The organism is Rhizobium sp. NFR07, from assembly GCF_900111905.1.
Lineage (GTDB): Bacteria > Pseudomonadota > Alphaproteobacteria > Rhizobiales > Rhizobiaceae > Neorhizobium.
The window spans coordinates 310,760-326,060 of sequence record NZ_FOKM01000007.1 but is presented as its reverse complement, the minus strand read 5'-3'; the positions used below and the strand labels follow the sequence as shown (position 1 = coordinate 326,060).

At 60.0% G+C, this 15,301-nt stretch carries 18 protein-coding genes; 10 read left to right on the top strand and 8 right to left on the bottom strand.

All coding sequences use genetic code 11. From position 1 onward, the window contains the following. Window positions 1–132: 132 nt before the first annotated feature. Window positions 133–1,449: an MFS transporter gene (locus BM216_RS17260; protein WP_093000427.1), complete on the top strand. Its 1,317-nt coding sequence runs from the start codon at window positions 133–135 to the stop codon at window positions 1,447–1,449. 158 nt (window positions 1,450–1,607) lie between these two features. After that, entirely contained in the window at window positions 1,608–2,183 is a 576-nt protein-coding gene (locus BM216_RS17255; RefSeq protein WP_093000426.1) for a carboxymuconolactone decarboxylase family protein, read from the top strand. 109 nt (window positions 2,184–2,292) lie between these two features. Here BM216_RS17255 and BM216_RS17250 read toward each other — a convergent pair whose 3' ends face one another. Then, window positions 2,293–2,751, bottom strand: coding sequence for an NUDIX domain-containing protein (locus BM216_RS17250; protein ID WP_244530216.1), 459 nt, complete (start codon window positions 2,749–2,751; stop codon window positions 2,293–2,295). Between the two features lie 282 nt (window positions 2,752–3,033). Here BM216_RS17250 and BM216_RS17245 point away from each other — a divergent pair, with 282 nt between their 5' ends. Together BM216_RS17245 and BM216_RS17240 are read left to right on the top strand one after the other, a co-directional pair. After that, a complete protein-coding gene (locus tag BM216_RS17245) occupies window positions 3,034–3,432 on the top strand; it encodes a hypothetical protein (RefSeq protein ID WP_177230814.1) in 399 nt (132 codons plus the stop codon). Window positions 3,433–3,584: 152 nt separating this feature from the next. Then, entirely contained in the window at window positions 3,585–4,004 is a 420-nt protein-coding gene (locus BM216_RS17240) for an SMI1/KNR4 family protein (RefSeq protein WP_093000423.1), read from the top strand. A gap of 132 nt (window positions 4,005–4,136) precedes the next feature. On the opposite strand, the gene BM216_RS17235 is transcribed toward BM216_RS17240, so the two are convergent. The 5 genes from BM216_RS17235 to cysG all read right to left on the bottom strand — a co-directional run bounded on the left by BM216_RS17235 (window position 4,137) and on the right by cysG (window position 9,037). Beyond that, the gene (locus BM216_RS17235) at window positions 4,137–4,952 is read right to left on the bottom strand and encodes a ferredoxin--NADP reductase (protein WP_093000422.1); all 816 of its coding nucleotides are present in this window, start codon (window positions 4,950–4,952) and stop codon (window positions 4,137–4,139) included. 124 nt (window positions 4,953–5,076) lie between these two features. Next, window positions 5,077–5,586 (bottom strand): DUF934 domain-containing protein, encoded by a 510-nt coding sequence (locus tag BM216_RS17230; protein WP_093000421.1) that lies wholly within the window; start codon window positions 5,584–5,586, stop codon window positions 5,077–5,079. Beyond that, a complete protein-coding gene (locus BM216_RS17225) occupies window positions 5,586–7,259 on the bottom strand; it encodes a nitrite/sulfite reductase (protein WP_093000420.1) in 1,674 nt (557 codons plus the stop codon). The genes BM216_RS17230 and BM216_RS17225 overlap by 1 nt, the downstream gene beginning before the upstream one ends. A 21-nt stretch (window positions 7,260–7,280) precedes the next feature. After that, window positions 7,281–7,595, bottom strand: a complete 315-nt coding sequence (locus tag BM216_RS17220; RefSeq protein ID WP_093000419.1) for a DUF2849 domain-containing protein — start codon at window positions 7,593–7,595, stop codon at window positions 7,281–7,283. Then, window positions 7,592–9,037 (bottom strand): siroheme synthase CysG, encoded by a 1,446-nt coding sequence (cysG, locus tag BM216_RS17215; RefSeq protein WP_093000418.1) that lies wholly within the window; start codon window positions 9,035–9,037, stop codon window positions 7,592–7,594. The genes BM216_RS17220 and cysG overlap by 4 nt, the downstream gene beginning before the upstream one ends. Window positions 9,038–9,273: 236 nt before the next feature. On the opposite strand from cysG, the gene BM216_RS17210 reads away from it, so the two are divergent. From BM216_RS17210 to BM216_RS17190, 5 genes are all read left to right on the top strand, one after another. Further along, complete coding sequence (locus tag BM216_RS17210) at window positions 9,274–9,852, top strand: deaminase (protein ID WP_093000417.1); 579 nt, start codon at window positions 9,274–9,276, stop codon at window positions 9,850–9,852. Window positions 9,853–9,891: 39 nt separating this feature from the next. Beyond that, window positions 9,892–10,284, top strand: coding sequence for a VOC family protein (locus tag BM216_RS17205; protein ID WP_093000481.1), 393 nt, complete (start codon window positions 9,892–9,894; stop codon window positions 10,282–10,284). 2 nt (window positions 10,285–10,286) lie between these two features. Then, entirely contained in the window at window positions 10,287–11,129 is an 843-nt protein-coding gene (gene mazG, locus BM216_RS17200; RefSeq protein WP_093000416.1) for a nucleoside triphosphate pyrophosphohydrolase, read from the top strand. 346 nt (window positions 11,130–11,475) lie between these two features. After that, on the top strand, window positions 11,476–12,405 hold the full coding sequence (locus BM216_RS17195) for a hypothetical protein (protein WP_093000415.1): 930 nt from the start codon (window positions 11,476–11,478) through the stop codon (window positions 12,403–12,405). Window positions 12,406–12,822: 417 nt separating this feature from the next. Then, window positions 12,823–13,053, top strand: a complete 231-nt coding sequence (locus BM216_RS17190; protein ID WP_143102788.1) for a hypothetical protein — start codon at window positions 12,823–12,825, stop codon at window positions 13,051–13,053. A 94-nt stretch (window positions 13,054–13,147) separates the two neighbouring features. Here the strand turns inward: BM216_RS17190 and BM216_RS17185 are convergent, their stop codons facing one another. Next, window positions 13,148–13,549 (bottom strand): nuclear transport factor 2 family protein, encoded by a 402-nt coding sequence (locus BM216_RS17185; protein WP_093000413.1) that lies wholly within the window; start codon window positions 13,547–13,549, stop codon window positions 13,148–13,150. A gap of 938 nt (window positions 13,550–14,487) precedes the next feature. On the opposite strand from BM216_RS17185, the gene BM216_RS33550 reads away from it, so the two are divergent. After that, a complete protein-coding gene (locus BM216_RS33550; RefSeq protein ID WP_143102787.1) occupies window positions 14,488–14,745 on the top strand; it encodes a hypothetical protein in 258 nt (85 codons plus the stop codon). A gap of 234 nt (window positions 14,746–14,979) precedes the next feature. Here the strand turns inward: BM216_RS33550 and BM216_RS17170 are convergent, their stop codons facing one another. Beyond that, on the bottom strand, window positions 14,980–15,216 hold the full coding sequence (locus BM216_RS17170; protein ID WP_093000411.1) for a CopG family ribbon-helix-helix protein: 237 nt from the start codon (window positions 15,214–15,216) through the stop codon (window positions 14,980–14,982). Between the last annotated feature and the right edge of the window lie 85 nt (window positions 15,217–15,301).

The following is a 15,301-nucleotide window of genomic DNA, read 5'->3' as shown; positions in this document are numbered from 1 at the left end:
GGGAAATGGCTTTCCATTCAGGTCGTTATGGGGAGACTTGATTGACATTTCAGAAACGCCGAAGGCGAGGCGCGCAACCAAAATCGTGTTCGTGCATTAAGGCCGCGCATTTTCGCGCCGGGTTCGCCAGCCATGTCCACCACAGACGCTTCCTCCTCGCAATCGCCGCCCCCGCGACCGTCTGGTGGCCAGCCCTTCGGCACAACACCGCCGCGGATCGTCTCCGACCGATCTCTGGCCGCGCTCTGCGTGCTCAATTTCTTCCTGGCCGATGCGCGGGATGGGCTGGGGCCGTTCCTTGATGCCTTCCTTGCAACCCGTGGCTGGTCGTCGCTGTCGCTCGGGCTGATTGCCACCATCGGCGGCCTGATCGGGCTTGCCGCCACGCCGCTCTGCGGCGCGCTTGTGGACGGCACGCCATGGAAACGGGCACTGATTGCCGGACCCGTTATTCTCGTCACCGCGGCGGCGCTGATCACGCTCGTTTCTCCCGAACCCGCAATCGTCTGGATCGGCCAGATCGGCACGGCGGTGGTCGGCGCCGTCATCGGTCCGGCGCTGGCCGGGCTGACGCTCGGGCTCGTCGGGGAGCGGCTGTTCTCGCAGCAGATCGCCCGCAACGAATTCTGGAACCATACCGGTAATTTCGCCTCGCTTTTCGCGGTCTATGTCATCATCTCCCTGTTCGGGCAGGCGGGGATGATCTGGCTGATGGTCGCGACCGCCTTCGGCGCGTTGGCCGCCGTCGCGCTGATCGACCCCCGTCGTATCGACCACAAGGTCGCCCGTGGCCTGCGGGCCGATGGTAATGCATCCGGAACCGGCGATGCGGACGCCCCGTCGGGTTTCGACGTGCTGTTGAAAAGCCGCGGCCTCATCCTGCTTGCGGTCATCCTGCTGATCTTCCATTTCGGCAATGCTCCGATGAGCCGGCTGATCGCCCAGCAATTCGCCATCGAGCTCGGCACGCCGTTCCGCACGACTGCCATCATCACCGGCATCGCCCAGCTTTCCATGGTCGCGGTTGCGGTGCTGACGCCGTTCCTCATCCGTCGTATCGGGCTTGGTGCTACGCTTGCGATCGGGCTTGCAGCGCTGCCGGTGCGCGGGCTCATCGCCGGCACATTCGAGGGTTTCTGGGTCGTCTGGCCGGTGCAGATCCTCGATGGTGCCGGTGCGGGCCTGCTCGGCATCGTCACGCCCGTGGCGGTCGAACGCATCCTCAAGGGGACAGGTCGCTTCAATGTCGGCTTTGCCAGCGTCATGACGGTTCAGGGTATCGGCGCGTCGCTCAGCAATGTCGTCGCCGGCTGGCTCGTCGTTCAGGGCGGATATCCGTTGTCGCATCTGGTCGGCGGCGGCGTGGCACTCGTGGCGCTCGCCGTCTTCGCCATCTACTTCCGCGAGATCGCGCCGCCGCAGAAGGCGAGCGAAGTCCGAGCCGGATGAGCAACGTCGACTGTTCCCGCTCGCCGCTTTGTGATGCCTTTTCCGGTTATCGATGAAACGATCGGAAGGCCGTTCTGTAGCTTGGGCGAAACCTTGGCTTGCGAGCTTCCGTCAGCATCCTTTCCAGCAGGGAAGGGATATGATGAGGAGTACACGTTATGTCACTGGTTTCTCTTGTTCCCGACGAGATCTACACCAAGGCCCTCGGCTCGCCACAGACCGCCAATCTCCTGCGGGTGGCGTTCAATGCCCCGGCCTGGGCCGAGGCCTTCGTCAAGCTCGCCGCTGTGGAAATGTCGGGCCTGTCGTTGAAGCCGGAACATCGGGAACTGGTCTTCCTGCGCACCGCATCCTATCTCGGTGGCCGCTATGCCTGGGCGGGCCATGAAAACCTGGCCAGGGCGTCGGGTGTCACCGACGAGCAGATCGAGGCGATCCGCACCGGCGAGGATGGCTCTGCCGTGTTCTCCGAAGAGGAGCAGGCGCTGCTGAAACTGGTGGTTCTCCTGTGCCGCAGATCGACCGAACGCAGCGTCGTCTGGCAGGCGCAATGCTTCTTCACCGACCAGGAGATCGTCGAGATCGTCGGAGTGCACAGCCTGTGCTACACCGTCACCAGCCTGACATCGGCGCTGCATGTGGAACTCGATCAGCCGTCGGAAGCAGCAGCCAAGGTGCCGAGCTTCGCGGATAGTGCGGCTCGGATCGCGGCACAGAATTTTCCGCGGCATTGAGGCTTGGGGCGGGCGGCGCTCTGTTGTTGGGCTCGCAGTGTTCGGGGATTTGCAGCAGATCCCGCCGACGTCCTCTTCCGGTTAGAGGCCGGCTACAAAGGCTTCGTAGCTACTTACTCGCCGGAAACAGAAGCTCCATGGGATAGGGAAGGGCCAGTTTCGGCATCTCATCGAAGGACGTGTATTTGAGGCCGACAGTTTCAAGATCGGTACAGCCTCCCGCCTCGCCACGTGTCAGGCATCTAAATAAAACGACTAGATATTCGACACGATCTCCATTCGGATAAATGTATCGAAATTCCTCGCCGCCAAATACCGCCAAAACTTCCGAGCCGGTGACAGTTAGCCCGGTCTCCTCAAGGACTTCGCGCGCAATCGCCTGATGGGGTGTCTCACCCGGCTCGATCGCGCCGGCGGGAAGGCTCCAGCCTTCGCTGCGGCCTTTCTGCTGGAGAAGCAACCGCCCTTCTGCGTCGGAAATTACCGCGGCCACGCTGGGCAACATGATCAGATCATGACCGACCTTTGACCGAAGAGATTGAATGTAGCTCAAAGGCCCGACTTCCAAAGTTAAATCCCTGCGCCCGACCATAAGCCAAAGTTCTTCCCCCCTTCAATGACCGCTTTTGGCGCTTCTGCGCCAGGAGGCCCGGTGGCTGAAGTGGTCCATCAAGCCGCCCCGGCTATCGCCTCCACCTCTCTCGACATGTCGATCTTCAGCAGAAATGCATTGAAGCTTGTTGCTCGGCCCCATACACCCTGCTTGCGCAATTTCTTGATGATTGCGGCAACCGATCCTCTGTCCGCGGAGCCCGTATCGGTTTGAATGGAAGCTGACAAAGGAACGCAGATGTCGATCACCGTACAGAAAACAATCCCCGCTGCGCGAATGCGTCAATTCCAGCAGATGGTTGAGCGGTGGCTTGAGGAAGGTCCGATCAAGCTCGCGACCAATGCCACGATCACCGCGATGGACAATGCCGCAATCCCGAAGGCTGAACAGGCAGCGATCATCGAGGACCGGGATATCATCATGAAATACAATATGCGCCTCGGTCTGGTCAGCGAAGTCTTCGCAGCGGCCATCGAGAAGGCTGTGAAAACATCTCGGTCAGGACGCGAGGCGCAGGACGAGATCGCTCGATTGATCGTGACTGCAATCGGTATCCGTCAAGACGACGACAGTGAACTGGTCACATTCACGTTCGCTACTCAAAGTGAGGCAGATGCATTCAGTGAATCCGCCTAATGGCCGCAATTGGCGCTTTTGCGCCACGACTGCAATCGGCCGAATTAGACATCCGCCGTTGGTTGGATGCCTATTCCGCCGTCATTGCTGCCTTGCTTCGGCTATCAATCTGCTCAATGTCTTCCTGAACGAAAACATCGCACGGTATTCCGATGGTAGCAGTAAAAATTCGGGAAGCAGTAGAGCTACTCAAGAAGCATGATGATGGGCTTGTTTCACCAATCCTGCCTCCTGATGACGACATCATCCAGTATGTCGAAGGCGAGATTGGTCTAAAGCTACCAGCTGACTATCGATATCTCGTTCAAAATGCCGGCCACATAGTTCTCAGCAAGGAGTTGCTCTATCTTCGCGCCGACGGGGAAGGGCGTTCCAATATCATTCCGAGCATAGCGATCGCGCGGGAATCGGGCGTCCCAAACGACTGGCTGCCTATATGCCGGGACAATGGCGATTATTATTGTCTTTTGCCGGATGGTTCGGTCGAACTCTGGTCCCACGATCAGATGTTCGAGGAACGCTGGTCCGACCTTGCCGATTGGGTCGTGGACAGTTTCATCAACGGCAATTGACGTGTGCAAGCCGCTCCATTGGAGCGTGGTGAAGACCGAATGCCGTAGCTACCCGGCCCTTCGATAAGGCTCAGGGCGTTCGGTCCTCGAAACGATTCACTGGATCGTTTCGTCGGCTGCGCCGATCGGACCTCACCCCACAAATGCCCGCTCTATGACGAATTCGCTCGGCTTGTTGTTGGCCCCTTCGGTGAGGCCTGCCTTTTCCAGCCGTTCCTTGGTGTCCTTCAGCATCGCCGCCGAGCCGCAGATCATGCCGCGGTCGACGTCCGGGTTGAGCGGCGGAACGCCGAGGTCGGTGAACAGCTTGCCAGTGTCGATCAGGTCGGTGATGCGGCCCTGATAGGGGTAGGACGGGTCGCGGGTGACGGTCGGGTAGTGCTTCAGCTTGGTACCGACGACTTCCGCCAGGAACTCGTGGTTGCGGATCTCTTCCATCAGGTCGAAACCGTATTTCAGTTCGGCAACCTCGCGGCAGGTATGGGTGAGGATCACCTCGTCGAACTTCTCGTAGGTTTCCGGATCGCGGATCAGGCTGGCAAACGGCGCGATGCCGGTGCCGGTGGAGAACATGTAGAGCCGCTTGCCCGGCGTCAGCGCGTCGAGCACCAGCGTACCGGTCGGCTTCTTGCGCATCAGCACCGTGTCGCCCGGCTTGATCGCCTGCAGATGCGAGGTCAGCGGTCCGTCCGGCACCTTGATGGAGAAGAATTCCAGTTCCTCGTCCCAGGACGGGCTGGCGATCGAATAGGCGCGATAGACCGGCTTTTCGCCGACCATCAGGCCGATCATGGCGAACTCGCCCGAACGGAAACGGAAACCTGCCGGGCGCGTCATGCGGAAACGGAACAGATGGTCCGTGTAATGCTCGACGGCGATCACCGTCTCGGCATAGACGCCGTCCGGGATTTTTGCGGCAAATTCTTCGTTCTTGGTAGGAGCGTTCATCGCGATCGGTCTTCCAGTCTCATCGTTCGACAGCGAGATATACTATCAAGCCGCGCATTTGAAGGCATCCGCGCCTGTTTGTCGCGGAAACCGTAGAAATATGTCATCCACAATCAAGTTTTCATCAGGCGGGCACGGTCCGGCGGCGCCAGCTGTAGCCTTCGCCCTGTTCCGCATGGCGGGCGGTCGGCTGGTAGTGAACGGCAATACCGGGCAGGCGGCCTTCCGCCAGTCGCTTCAGCGCGGTCGCATTGGTGACGGCAAAGCTGTCGATGCCGCAGCGGAGCATCAGCGGCACCTGGTCGATCAGCACGTCGCCGACGGCCCGCAGCTCGTTCTTATAGGCCAGCCGGTCGCGCAGCAGCGAAGCGTGGCTGAAGGCGCGGCCGTCGTTGAAGGCCGGGAAATCCACGGCCACCAGCTCGATGCGGTAGAGATAGGGTTCGAGCTTGCGCACGTCGTCGGCCGGCTTGATCAGCACGCCGAGGCCGACATCGTTGCTCGCCTCGGCCTTCTCGATGAACTGATCGAGCGGCAGAAGCGGCTTCTGATCTTCCGAAGCCTGCACTTCTTCCGTCTCGATGACCCACGGATCGTTCTCGACGAAGCCGGTCTCTCTCCAGATTTTCGTCATCACGCTGCCTCCGCCTTGGCGTCGCCGTAGAGCGCATCCTTGAACGGCTGCGGCCCAACGCGGCGATAGGCGGCGAGGAATGTCTCCTCCTTGCTTTCGCGAAGACCGAGATAGGTATCGACGATCGTCTCGATGGCATCGGTCACCTTGGCGGGTTCGAAACCGCGGCCGATGATTTCGCCGATCGAGGTATGCTCGTCGCCGGAGCCGCCGAGTGTGATCTGATAGAGCTCGGCGCCCTTCTTCTCGACTCCAAGCAGGCCGATATGGCCGACATGGTGGTGGCCGCAGGCATTGATGCAGCCGGAAATCTTGATCTTCAGCTCACCGATTTCGGCCTGACGTTCCGGTGCGCCGAAACGGGTGGAGATTTCCTGGGCTACCGGGATCGAACGGGCGTTCGCCAGGGCGCAGTAATCCAGGCCGGGACAGGCAATGATATCCGTGATCAGGCCGGCATTGGCAGTGACGAGGTTGTGGGCAGACAGCGCCCGGTAGAGCGGCTCGAGATCGGCGAGCGCCACATGCGGGAAGATGACGTTCTGCTCGTGGCTGATGCGGATCTCGTCATTTGCGAATTCCTCCGCGAGATCGGCGATCACATCCATCTGCACGTCGGACGCATCGCCCGGAATGCCGCCAATCGGCTTCAGCGATATCGTGACCATGCCGTAGTCGGGATGCTTGTGCGGCTGGACGTTCTGATCCACCCAGCGGGCGAAGGCCTCATCCTGCTTCTTCCAGGCGGCGAGCTGCGCCCAGCCTTCGGCACGGTCGGGCAGGGACGGTGGGGCGAAATAGGTGGTGATCGCCTCGATGTCCTTTTCAGGCAGCTTCAGCTCGGTTTCCTTCAGATGGGCGAATTCCTCCTCCACCTGACGGGTCAGTTCCTCGACGCCGGTTTCATGCACGAGGATCTTGATGCGGGCCTTGTACTTGTTGTCGCGGCGGCCGTGCAGGTTGTATACGCGCATGATCGCGGTGATGTAGGAGAGCAGATCTTCTTCGGGCAGGAAGTCATTGATCTTCTTGGCGATCAGCGGCGTGCGGCCCTGTCCGCCGCCGACATAGACGGCAAAGCCGATCTGGCCTTCCTCGTTCTTCTTCAGGTGCAGGCCGATATCGTGGACCTGGATCGCGGCGCGGTCGCGCTCGGCGCCGGTGACGGCGATCTTGAATTTGCGCGGCAGGAAGGAGAATTCCGGGTGGACGGAAGACCACTGGCGCAGGATTTCCGCATAGGGGCGGGGGTCTGCGACCTCGTCCGCTGCCGCGCCGGCGAAATGGTCCGCGGTGACGTTCCTGATGCAGTTGCCCGAGGTCTGCAGCGCGTGCATCTCGACGCTTGCGAGTTCCTCCAGAATGGCCGGCGTATCCGACAGTTTCGGCCAGTTATACTGGATGTTCTGGCGGGTGGTGAAATGGCCGTAGCCACGGTCATATTTGCGGGCAATATGGGCGAGCATGCGCATCTGCTTCGCATTCAGCGTTCCGTATGGGATAGCGACGCGCAGCATATAGGCATGAAGCTGGAGGTAGACGCCGTTCATCAGGCGCAGCGGCTTGAACGCGTCCTCGGCAAGCTCACCGGACAGGCGGCGCTCGACCTGATCGCGAAACTGCTCCACGCGGCTAGACACAAAGGCGTGGTCGAATTCGTCGTAACGATACATGGGTTTTCCGGACTTTCGGTATCAGACTGCGATGAAGGCTTTGTCGGCCGGTTTGTAGCCAGTGGCATATTCCATGGTCGGTCCGGCGGCGCGGATGCGCTCTCGCAGGCGGGTCGGCCAGAGGATGCCGTTGGTCTCCTCGACATCGATGACGACGACGTCGACCACCTTGTTCTCGGCGAAATCACGCTTTCCGATCGCTTCCAGCGAGGCGATCGCCTCGGCATGACGGGCGACCAGCGCCTCCTGCAGGCGTTCGTTCCACTGACCGGCGGCATCGAGCCAGACGGCGATGCCATCGGAGAGGCGGTTGGCGGTGAGAACCTTCTCGGTCATTTTTCCACTCCAATGCTTTCCCGCTTGTCGGCCTTGTGGAAGGCGGAGAGCGGTTCGGATTTGTCGAAATTCGCGCCGGCGACGGCCTCGCCGATGATCACCATGACCGGGCCGGAAAGGTCGTCGCGGGCTTCCAACTCGGGCAATTCGCCGAGCACGCCATGGAAGAGGCGGCGGTCGGCGCGGCTGGCATTCTCGATCACGGCGACCGTCGTGTCCGAAGACAGGCCTGCGCCCATTAGGCGTTCGGCGACGGAGGCGGCAACGGTGCTGCCCATATAGACTGCGATCGTGGCGCCGGAAATCGCAAGGCTTGCCCAGTCGGGCAGGACCTTGCCGGTCAGGTCGTGGCCGGTGGTGAAGATCAGCGACGAAGCGACGCCGCGCAGCGTCAGCGGCAGGTCGAAATCGGCGGCGGCGGCGAAGGCGGAGGTAATGCCGGGAACGATCTCGTAGGCGATGCCTGCGTCGCGGAGCGCCGCCATCTCCTCGCCTGCGCGGCCATAGACCAGCGGATCGCCGCTCTTCAGCCGCACGACGCGCTTGCCCTGGCGACCGAGGTCGACCAGCAGGCGGTTGATCTCTTCCTGGCTCTTGGAATGGCAGTTCTTGCGCTTGCCGACCGACAGCCGCTCGGCATCGCGGCGGCCCATGTCAATGATCGCCTGCGGCACGAGGGCGTCGTAGACGATCGCATCGGCTTCCATCAGCACGCGCTGGGCGCGCAGCGTTAGCAGGTCTTCGGCACCGGGGCCGGCACCGACCAGCCAGATTTTTCCCTCGGCCTTGCCGGAGGTCGAAAGCAGCGCATTGGCGGCGCGGCGGGCCGACGCATGGTCATTGGCATCCACTGCATCGGCAACATCGCCAGCAAAGAAGCGGCGCCAGAAGATGCGGCGCGAGACACCGCGCGGTACCATGCGCTCGGCAGCATCTCGATAATCGGCGGCGAGCGAGGCGAGGCGGCCCAGCGAGGGCGACAGCATCTGGTCAATGCGGGCGCGGATCATCTGTGCCAGCACGGGGCCGGCACCCTCGGTGCCGATCGCGATCGCGACTGGGGCGCGGTTGACGATGGCGGGCGTGAAGAAGTCGCAGAAATCCGGCTGGTCGACCGCATTGGCCGGGATCTTTTTCGCCCGCGCCCAGCCGACGATCTGCTGGTCCAGCAAGGCGTCGCCGGTGGCCGCGAAGACTAGTACGGCCTCGTTTACCTGCTCTGCTGAAAGCGGTGCGCGGACCGCCTCGATACCCCTGGCCATCAACCACTCGGCATAGTCGGCTTCGGGCTCAGGCGCGTAGGCGAGGATCGCGGCGTCGGTATTGGCGAGGAGGCGAGCTTTCGCATAGGCCTCGTCGCCGTTGCCGAATACGGCAACGCTTTTTCCGCGCACGCGAAAAAACGCCGGGAAGGCCGACAGACGTTGATGGCTGGAAGACATGCGGTTATCCTGAAACATATGACGGAAATATCCACAATCTGCCGCGGGTTTTGAAGAAATGGATATGCGAAGTGCATTGCCTCGGGGTATTTCTGTTTCGCAATCAACCGGTTCTTGAGCAAAAGCCACCGCGGGCGATATTTCTCCAGTATTCCAGTAGATTAAATTGTTTTGCTTCGGTCAGCCGATCGAAGGCCACAAACTGCCTAGACAATGCAAGCCAGAGAAGCCTCGCCATGACCATTGCCGCTCGCCTCCTCGACGTCATCGAACACGATATCCTGCCGCTGACCGAGCGCGGCGTGGCCGCCGGCAACAAGGTTTTCGGCGCGGCCATCCTGAAGAAATCCGACCTGTCGCTGGTGATCGCCGAGACCAATAACGAGCTGGAAAATCCGCTCTGGCATGGCGAGGTTCATACCCTGAAGCGCTTTTATGAAAAGACTTCAGGACTTGTCACCAAGGATCTGATTTTCCTGTCTACGCACGAACCCTGCACCATGTGCATGTCGGCGATTACCTGGGCCGGGTTCGACAATTTCTACTCCTTCTTCAGCCACGAGGATTCGCGCGATGCGTTTGCCGTTCCGCACGACCTGAAGATCCTCAAGGAGGTGTTCGGCCTGGAGCCCGGCGGCTACCGGCGATCGAACGCCTTCTGGAATTCCTACTTCATCGCCGAACTGGTCGAGACCGAGGATGAACCGCTGCGCACGGAACTGAAAGCGCAGACGGCACGCATCAAGGATACCTACCAGCGCCTGTCGGAAAGCTACCAATCCGGCAAGGGCGACAACAGCATACCGCTCAACTGAGGGACGGGGACGCTCGGCGGAGGGAAATCCATCATGGGCATGATCGACCATATCTCGCTGGCGACCGCCGATCTGGACCGCGCCCGACGGTTCTACAGCGCGGCCCTCGCGCCGCTCGGGGCGGTCGAGGTCGCGGTGACGGATGTTTCCGCCGGCTGGTCGGTCAACGGATCCGACGATTTCTATGTCGGTCTTGTCGAGGGACAGGCGGTGGTCAACAATCCGAAGACGCATTATGCCCTGTCGGCGCCATCGCGGGCGGCCGTCGATGCATTTCATGCGGCGGCGCTGGCGAATGGCGGGACCGATGACGGAGGACCGGGGCTGCGGCCGCAGTATCACGCCCATTATTATGCCGCCTTCGTCATCGACCCGGACGGCCGCCGTATCGAGGCGGTGTGCCACCGCCCGCCAGAGCAAACGGAAGAATAAGCATGCAAGCTTCGAAGGATATTTCCCGCCTGATCGAGATCATGGCGGCGCTCCGGACGCCGGTGACCGGCTGCCCCTGGGATCTGGAGCAGGATTTTGCCTCCATCAAGCCCTACACGATCGAGGAGGCCTATGAGGTGGCCGATGCGATCGAGCGAAACGACATGGACGATCTCTGCGAGGAACTGGGCGATCTTCTGCTGCAGGTCGTGTTCCATGCGCGGATGGCGGAGGAGGCAGGGGAGTTTTCCTTCGGCGACGTGGTCGAGGCGATCACGAAAAAGATGACCCGCCGGCATCCGCATGTGTTCGCCAGGTCCGATGCGGATACGCCCGGCGCGGTGAAGCTGCAGTGGGATGCGATCAAGGCCGAGGAGAAGCGCGAGCGGGCCGAGCGGCGCGCGGCGCGCGGCATCACGGAGGATTTCAAAAAAGGTTTCCTCGGCGGCGTCGACCGGCATCTGCCGGCGCTGACGGAGGCGCTGAAGCTGCAGGAGCGGGCGGCCAAGGTGGGCTTCGACTGGTCGACGCCGGAGCCTATCCTCGACAAGATCGAGGAGGAGGTGGCGGAGCTGCGCGAGGCGCTTGCCGCCGGAGAGCCCGACAAGGTGGCCGACGAGCTCGGCGACCTGATCTTCGCGCTGGTCAATATCGGCCGGCATGTGAAGGCCGATCCGGAAATGGCGCTGCGCGGCACCAATACGAAATTTCGCAGGCGATTCAGCCATATCGAGACGGAACTTGAAGCATCCGGCGAGACGCTGGAGGCGGCGACGCTGGAGCGGATGGAAGAGCTGTGGCAATCCGCCAAGGCGATCGAGCGGGCGGTGGCGCATAAGGGGTAACCCGCTTTCTTCTGGCTCCCGAAAGTCTGCATGGATGCCTTGATTTCCGTAGGCTTAATGGCGAGCGCGGAATCCAATAGTGATATTGAAGCCACTCAGTTGGATGCGCTGACCCTCTAGGGCTTCTGCGTGGTGGGGATGACGCTGGCGGGGCTTTGCTGCGGAACGTCAAGGCACAGCTGCTGGTGCGGGTCTGGGGGCTTGGCAGGTCTGCTATCCGCCGCGGCTCGGCCGGCTCGCACTCTGCATGGATTGCCGCCGTGTTTGGCTCGCACAGTCAGCCATTGCATAAACTCATGGATGCTGGGAGATTTCTATCAGCGGCAATCTAAAAATAGGTGCTCGTATGAATTTTCAGGCTCCAACATCAAAACTGTTTTTTCAGCCTTGGTACGATATCGACCTACCTCAACGAGTAGCAGATGTTCCTGCATTGCTGAACCGTTTCGAGAAGCGACTCCTCTATTACGTCGCCAAGGAGCGCTATCTTGGCAAGGGCGCGATCGTAGATGCGGGCTGCTTCGCAGGAGGCTCTACCGTTTCTCTCGCTGTCGGACTCGCAGATAACGAGCGTAAGATAGATAAAGCGCAGAAGATCGTTACTTACGATCGGTTTGTCCTTGACGACAGCATGCGCCGATCTGAGCGGATCAATAAAGAGCTTCGCGGAGCAACTACTGATGATGAGTTCTACGGGCAATTCCGTCACAATACGGCAGGGCTTGAGCATCTTTTTCGTCTGGAAAAAGGTGACCTGCTGGACAAGAGATGGGATGGCGAACCGGTCGAAATTCTATTTTTGGATATAGCGAAGAATTGGGACCTGATGAGGTGGTCCATGGAGCATCACTTCTCCGCTCTCTATCCCGGAGCTATCCTGATCCACCAGGACTTTGCTGATTCAGGTCACTACTGGCTCCCCTTCGTGATGGCCTACCTGAGGGATTATTTCGACGTCGTTGAATACATGGAGCCGTGCACGGTGATCTATATTTGCCGGGCTGCAATCCCAAACGACGTAATCCAGGTCGATTTACTGAAGACGCTGTCGCTTGCTGAAGCATTGGCCTTGCATAACTCCCTCAAGCCGAACTTGTCTGCATTGCGTCAAGCGATGCTGGATATACAGGCCTGCTATTTGTGCAGGTGGTACGGAGATAATGAAATGGCCCTCACTCTGCTGCGCGAAGCTAAGGCGAGATACGCAGGTTTACCTAGATTCGTGGGCGACATAAAAGCAGCTGAACGATCATTCGGTTTAGTTGAAGCTGTGTGAATTTCAATCGGGTTGCTCATTCTTGTGATGTAGTGTCCGCAGGCGTGCAACGATACCGGTTGTGGCGCCTCGTGAGCGGTTCTTTGAGCTACGGCAGGAGCTGGCTCCAACATTGAGCAGGATGAAAGAGCTTCGTTGTGTGCCTGCCAGTTTCTCAGGTTACCTCATTTATCCGATGCAAAGCCGTCGAGATTCTGGTCCTCACGGATTAAAGTTTAGTGGCGGGAGCATGTTCGCTAATACTAGGAATCTATCGCTTTCATCCGCCCTTCCTGGTGTGCGAGCTTGCCCCATTACCGAACAGTCCTCCCTCTTTGGGAGCGGATGAAAATTCTGCAGCCTAGCTTATGCGCATGCCAGATTTTTCAGGTTAGGGGATGGCAACTCTTTCTGTCCGATAAACACAAGGGACCACCCATGCGCATAATCCGATGGCTGATGATGGGGGCGGGCGTGGCGATCTTTCTCGGCACGGCCGCCGCCTGGTACTGGGTCGCCGCCTTCGGCTGCGGCATGGCGACCACCGGCTGCATCAATTTCAGCATCCCCATGCCCTGGGAAGACCCGGAACTGTTCGGCGTGCTCGGGCCGTTTTTCGGGCTGGGAGTGGGGTTGGTCGTGGTGGGGAAATGGGTGGTGAGAGCGTGAGGCGCCGGCCAGGCCGTGCCTGGCCGCGCGTATGGTCGATGCGTCCGGCTCGTTCATTCGGCGGGTGCCGATGGCGGCCGGGCCGGGGCAGGTGTCAGGCCCGGCCGGTCTGTGCGCCGCCCTTCGAATGGGCGGCCGGGATGTGGCGGGTGTCGAAATAGGTGCGGAAGGCGGTGATCTTCTCGCCGTCGCTCTCCAGCACGCTCACCCCGTCGTAATCGAAGGGCTTTCCGTCGATCAGGCCGCGGCTGTGCCATTCGAGGAAGGACATGCCGTCCTTCTCCGTCACCGAGCTGAATTCGGACCTGATCTCGTCGAAGGCGGCGCGATATTGCGACCAGAAGGTTTTTGCCGCACCGCTGCCGCCGTCATCGTAATTGACCAGCGGGTTCGCCACCTGGGCGCGATCGGCAAACAGAAGCGCGATCGTATCCGCATCGTGCTGGGTCTCGAGACGGCCGAGCGCGTCGATGAAGGATTTGGTCATGTCGGGCATGGGGTCTCCTATCGGGTTGGGGGATAGGAGGGGAACTGAGGGGGATGGGGGATGTTCCAGGGGGAGTGGATTTGCAGAGTCGTCGATAATTAAGCGTTGCGCCTTAATCTGCGCGCGCTAACCGTTTGGTAGGGCGCAGCCTTGATACGGTATGGCGACATCCAGATGCACCATTGCGATGCTCTGGGAACCCAGAATATCTCGCCCGCTCGGGCTGTTCTTTGCAGGAGTGTAGGGAACGGGGTAGGCAATAGATCTTCTGTTCATCAATACTTTTGATAGTAGGAAGGTGGTCTGATCTCGCGCGTATGCAGACGCATGGGGACCGGAGAGCGGTTCGCGCGGCATTCAGAACTCGTCGAAATGGATTCCGAAGACGCTTTTTCAATTCCAGTATTGAGATAACCGCGATTTCCTACTCCACTACCCCTGGCTGACATTAAAAATTCTTTGTTGTATACTTATGATTGTGTTTGAAGTCCGTTAGGGCCTCGTTATGGAGACGCGTGTTTTAGTCACCCTAGGGAAAGTCGCCGGCCTTGCGGGTATCGCGATGGGAGTGGTCATCCTCGTCTTCCGTGGCGTCCTTGAGAAGGACTTTCTACCCGATAGGGGCCTATCACCTGGGCAGGCTTTCGCAATTGTGCTCTCGATGATGATTATGACTTTTGGCATTGCCGCCATAGGTATCGTCGCTTGGCTCGTTGCCCGCGCAGTTACTCCCACGAGGCCAGTTTCCCAAGTGTCATCGTCGCACTTGCGGGAGTTACCAGCCTAGTGATTTTTAAAGCCGTGGAAATCGCATTCAGTCAGTCGCCTAATCCCGCGATCTCGAAAAAAACGACCCGCAATCTGAAGAAATGGCTGACCCGATAGTCCCCGCAATACCGGCAGACGGGGTCTGGGATGTCACACTACAATGTCCGGAAGGGTCGAGCATGCAAGAATTCAATGCGAGCTTTAAGGAAGGACGTTACGAACGAAAGTTTTCGAGCGCCGGAAACAGCGGACAGACCAAGCTTGCACTAGGACATGTCGCTAACAACATCATCCAGGTGAATGGGTATGTAGAGTTCGACAGGGATGGAGCATATCTCGTTTACGCCAGCGCTACTGGCGCTGGTCCGGAATACACTGGGGTTGGACGCTTTGGTTCGTCCCTTGGCTGCGTTTTAAAACTCACAAAAAAGAGTTGAGGCAAACGACGCGCTTGACCCAGTGCTGTAGGCTTTCTGCCTTAATCAAGTGCTCCTCAGAGGCCCAACATGCCGCTGTCATTTAGCCCCAAGCCGGGTTGATCCCGGAGGCGATCGATGGCCTCGGCTATTTGGGAGACGACGCGCTGGGCGGCAGCAGGCTTGTCCTTTTCGATCCATTCGCCGATATGGCGGAGGCGGGCTGTGGCGCGCCGGTGTAGTGGACGGGCGCCATCAGGCGCTGCGGGGCTTGGTGTCGAAGCGCGACAGCACCTCGTTCACCTCCTGCTCGCTGGCAAACTCGCCGCGATCGGCTTCCGCGAGTCCGGCCTCGATTTCGGCCAGTTGCCACTCTTCGCGCGCCAGAAAATCTTCGATTGCCTCGGCGGCGACTCTGCCGGCGGGACGCGCCAGCTTTTCCGCCAGCCAGTCCAGCCGCGCGGCGGCTTCCTCGGGAATGCGAACAGTCATCGAGTTCTTGGCTCAGCCTCGGGCTGAGGCGATTATGAGGTGCGTGTCTGTTTCGTCAAGCCGGAGGTCGGCCGAACAAGCCAAC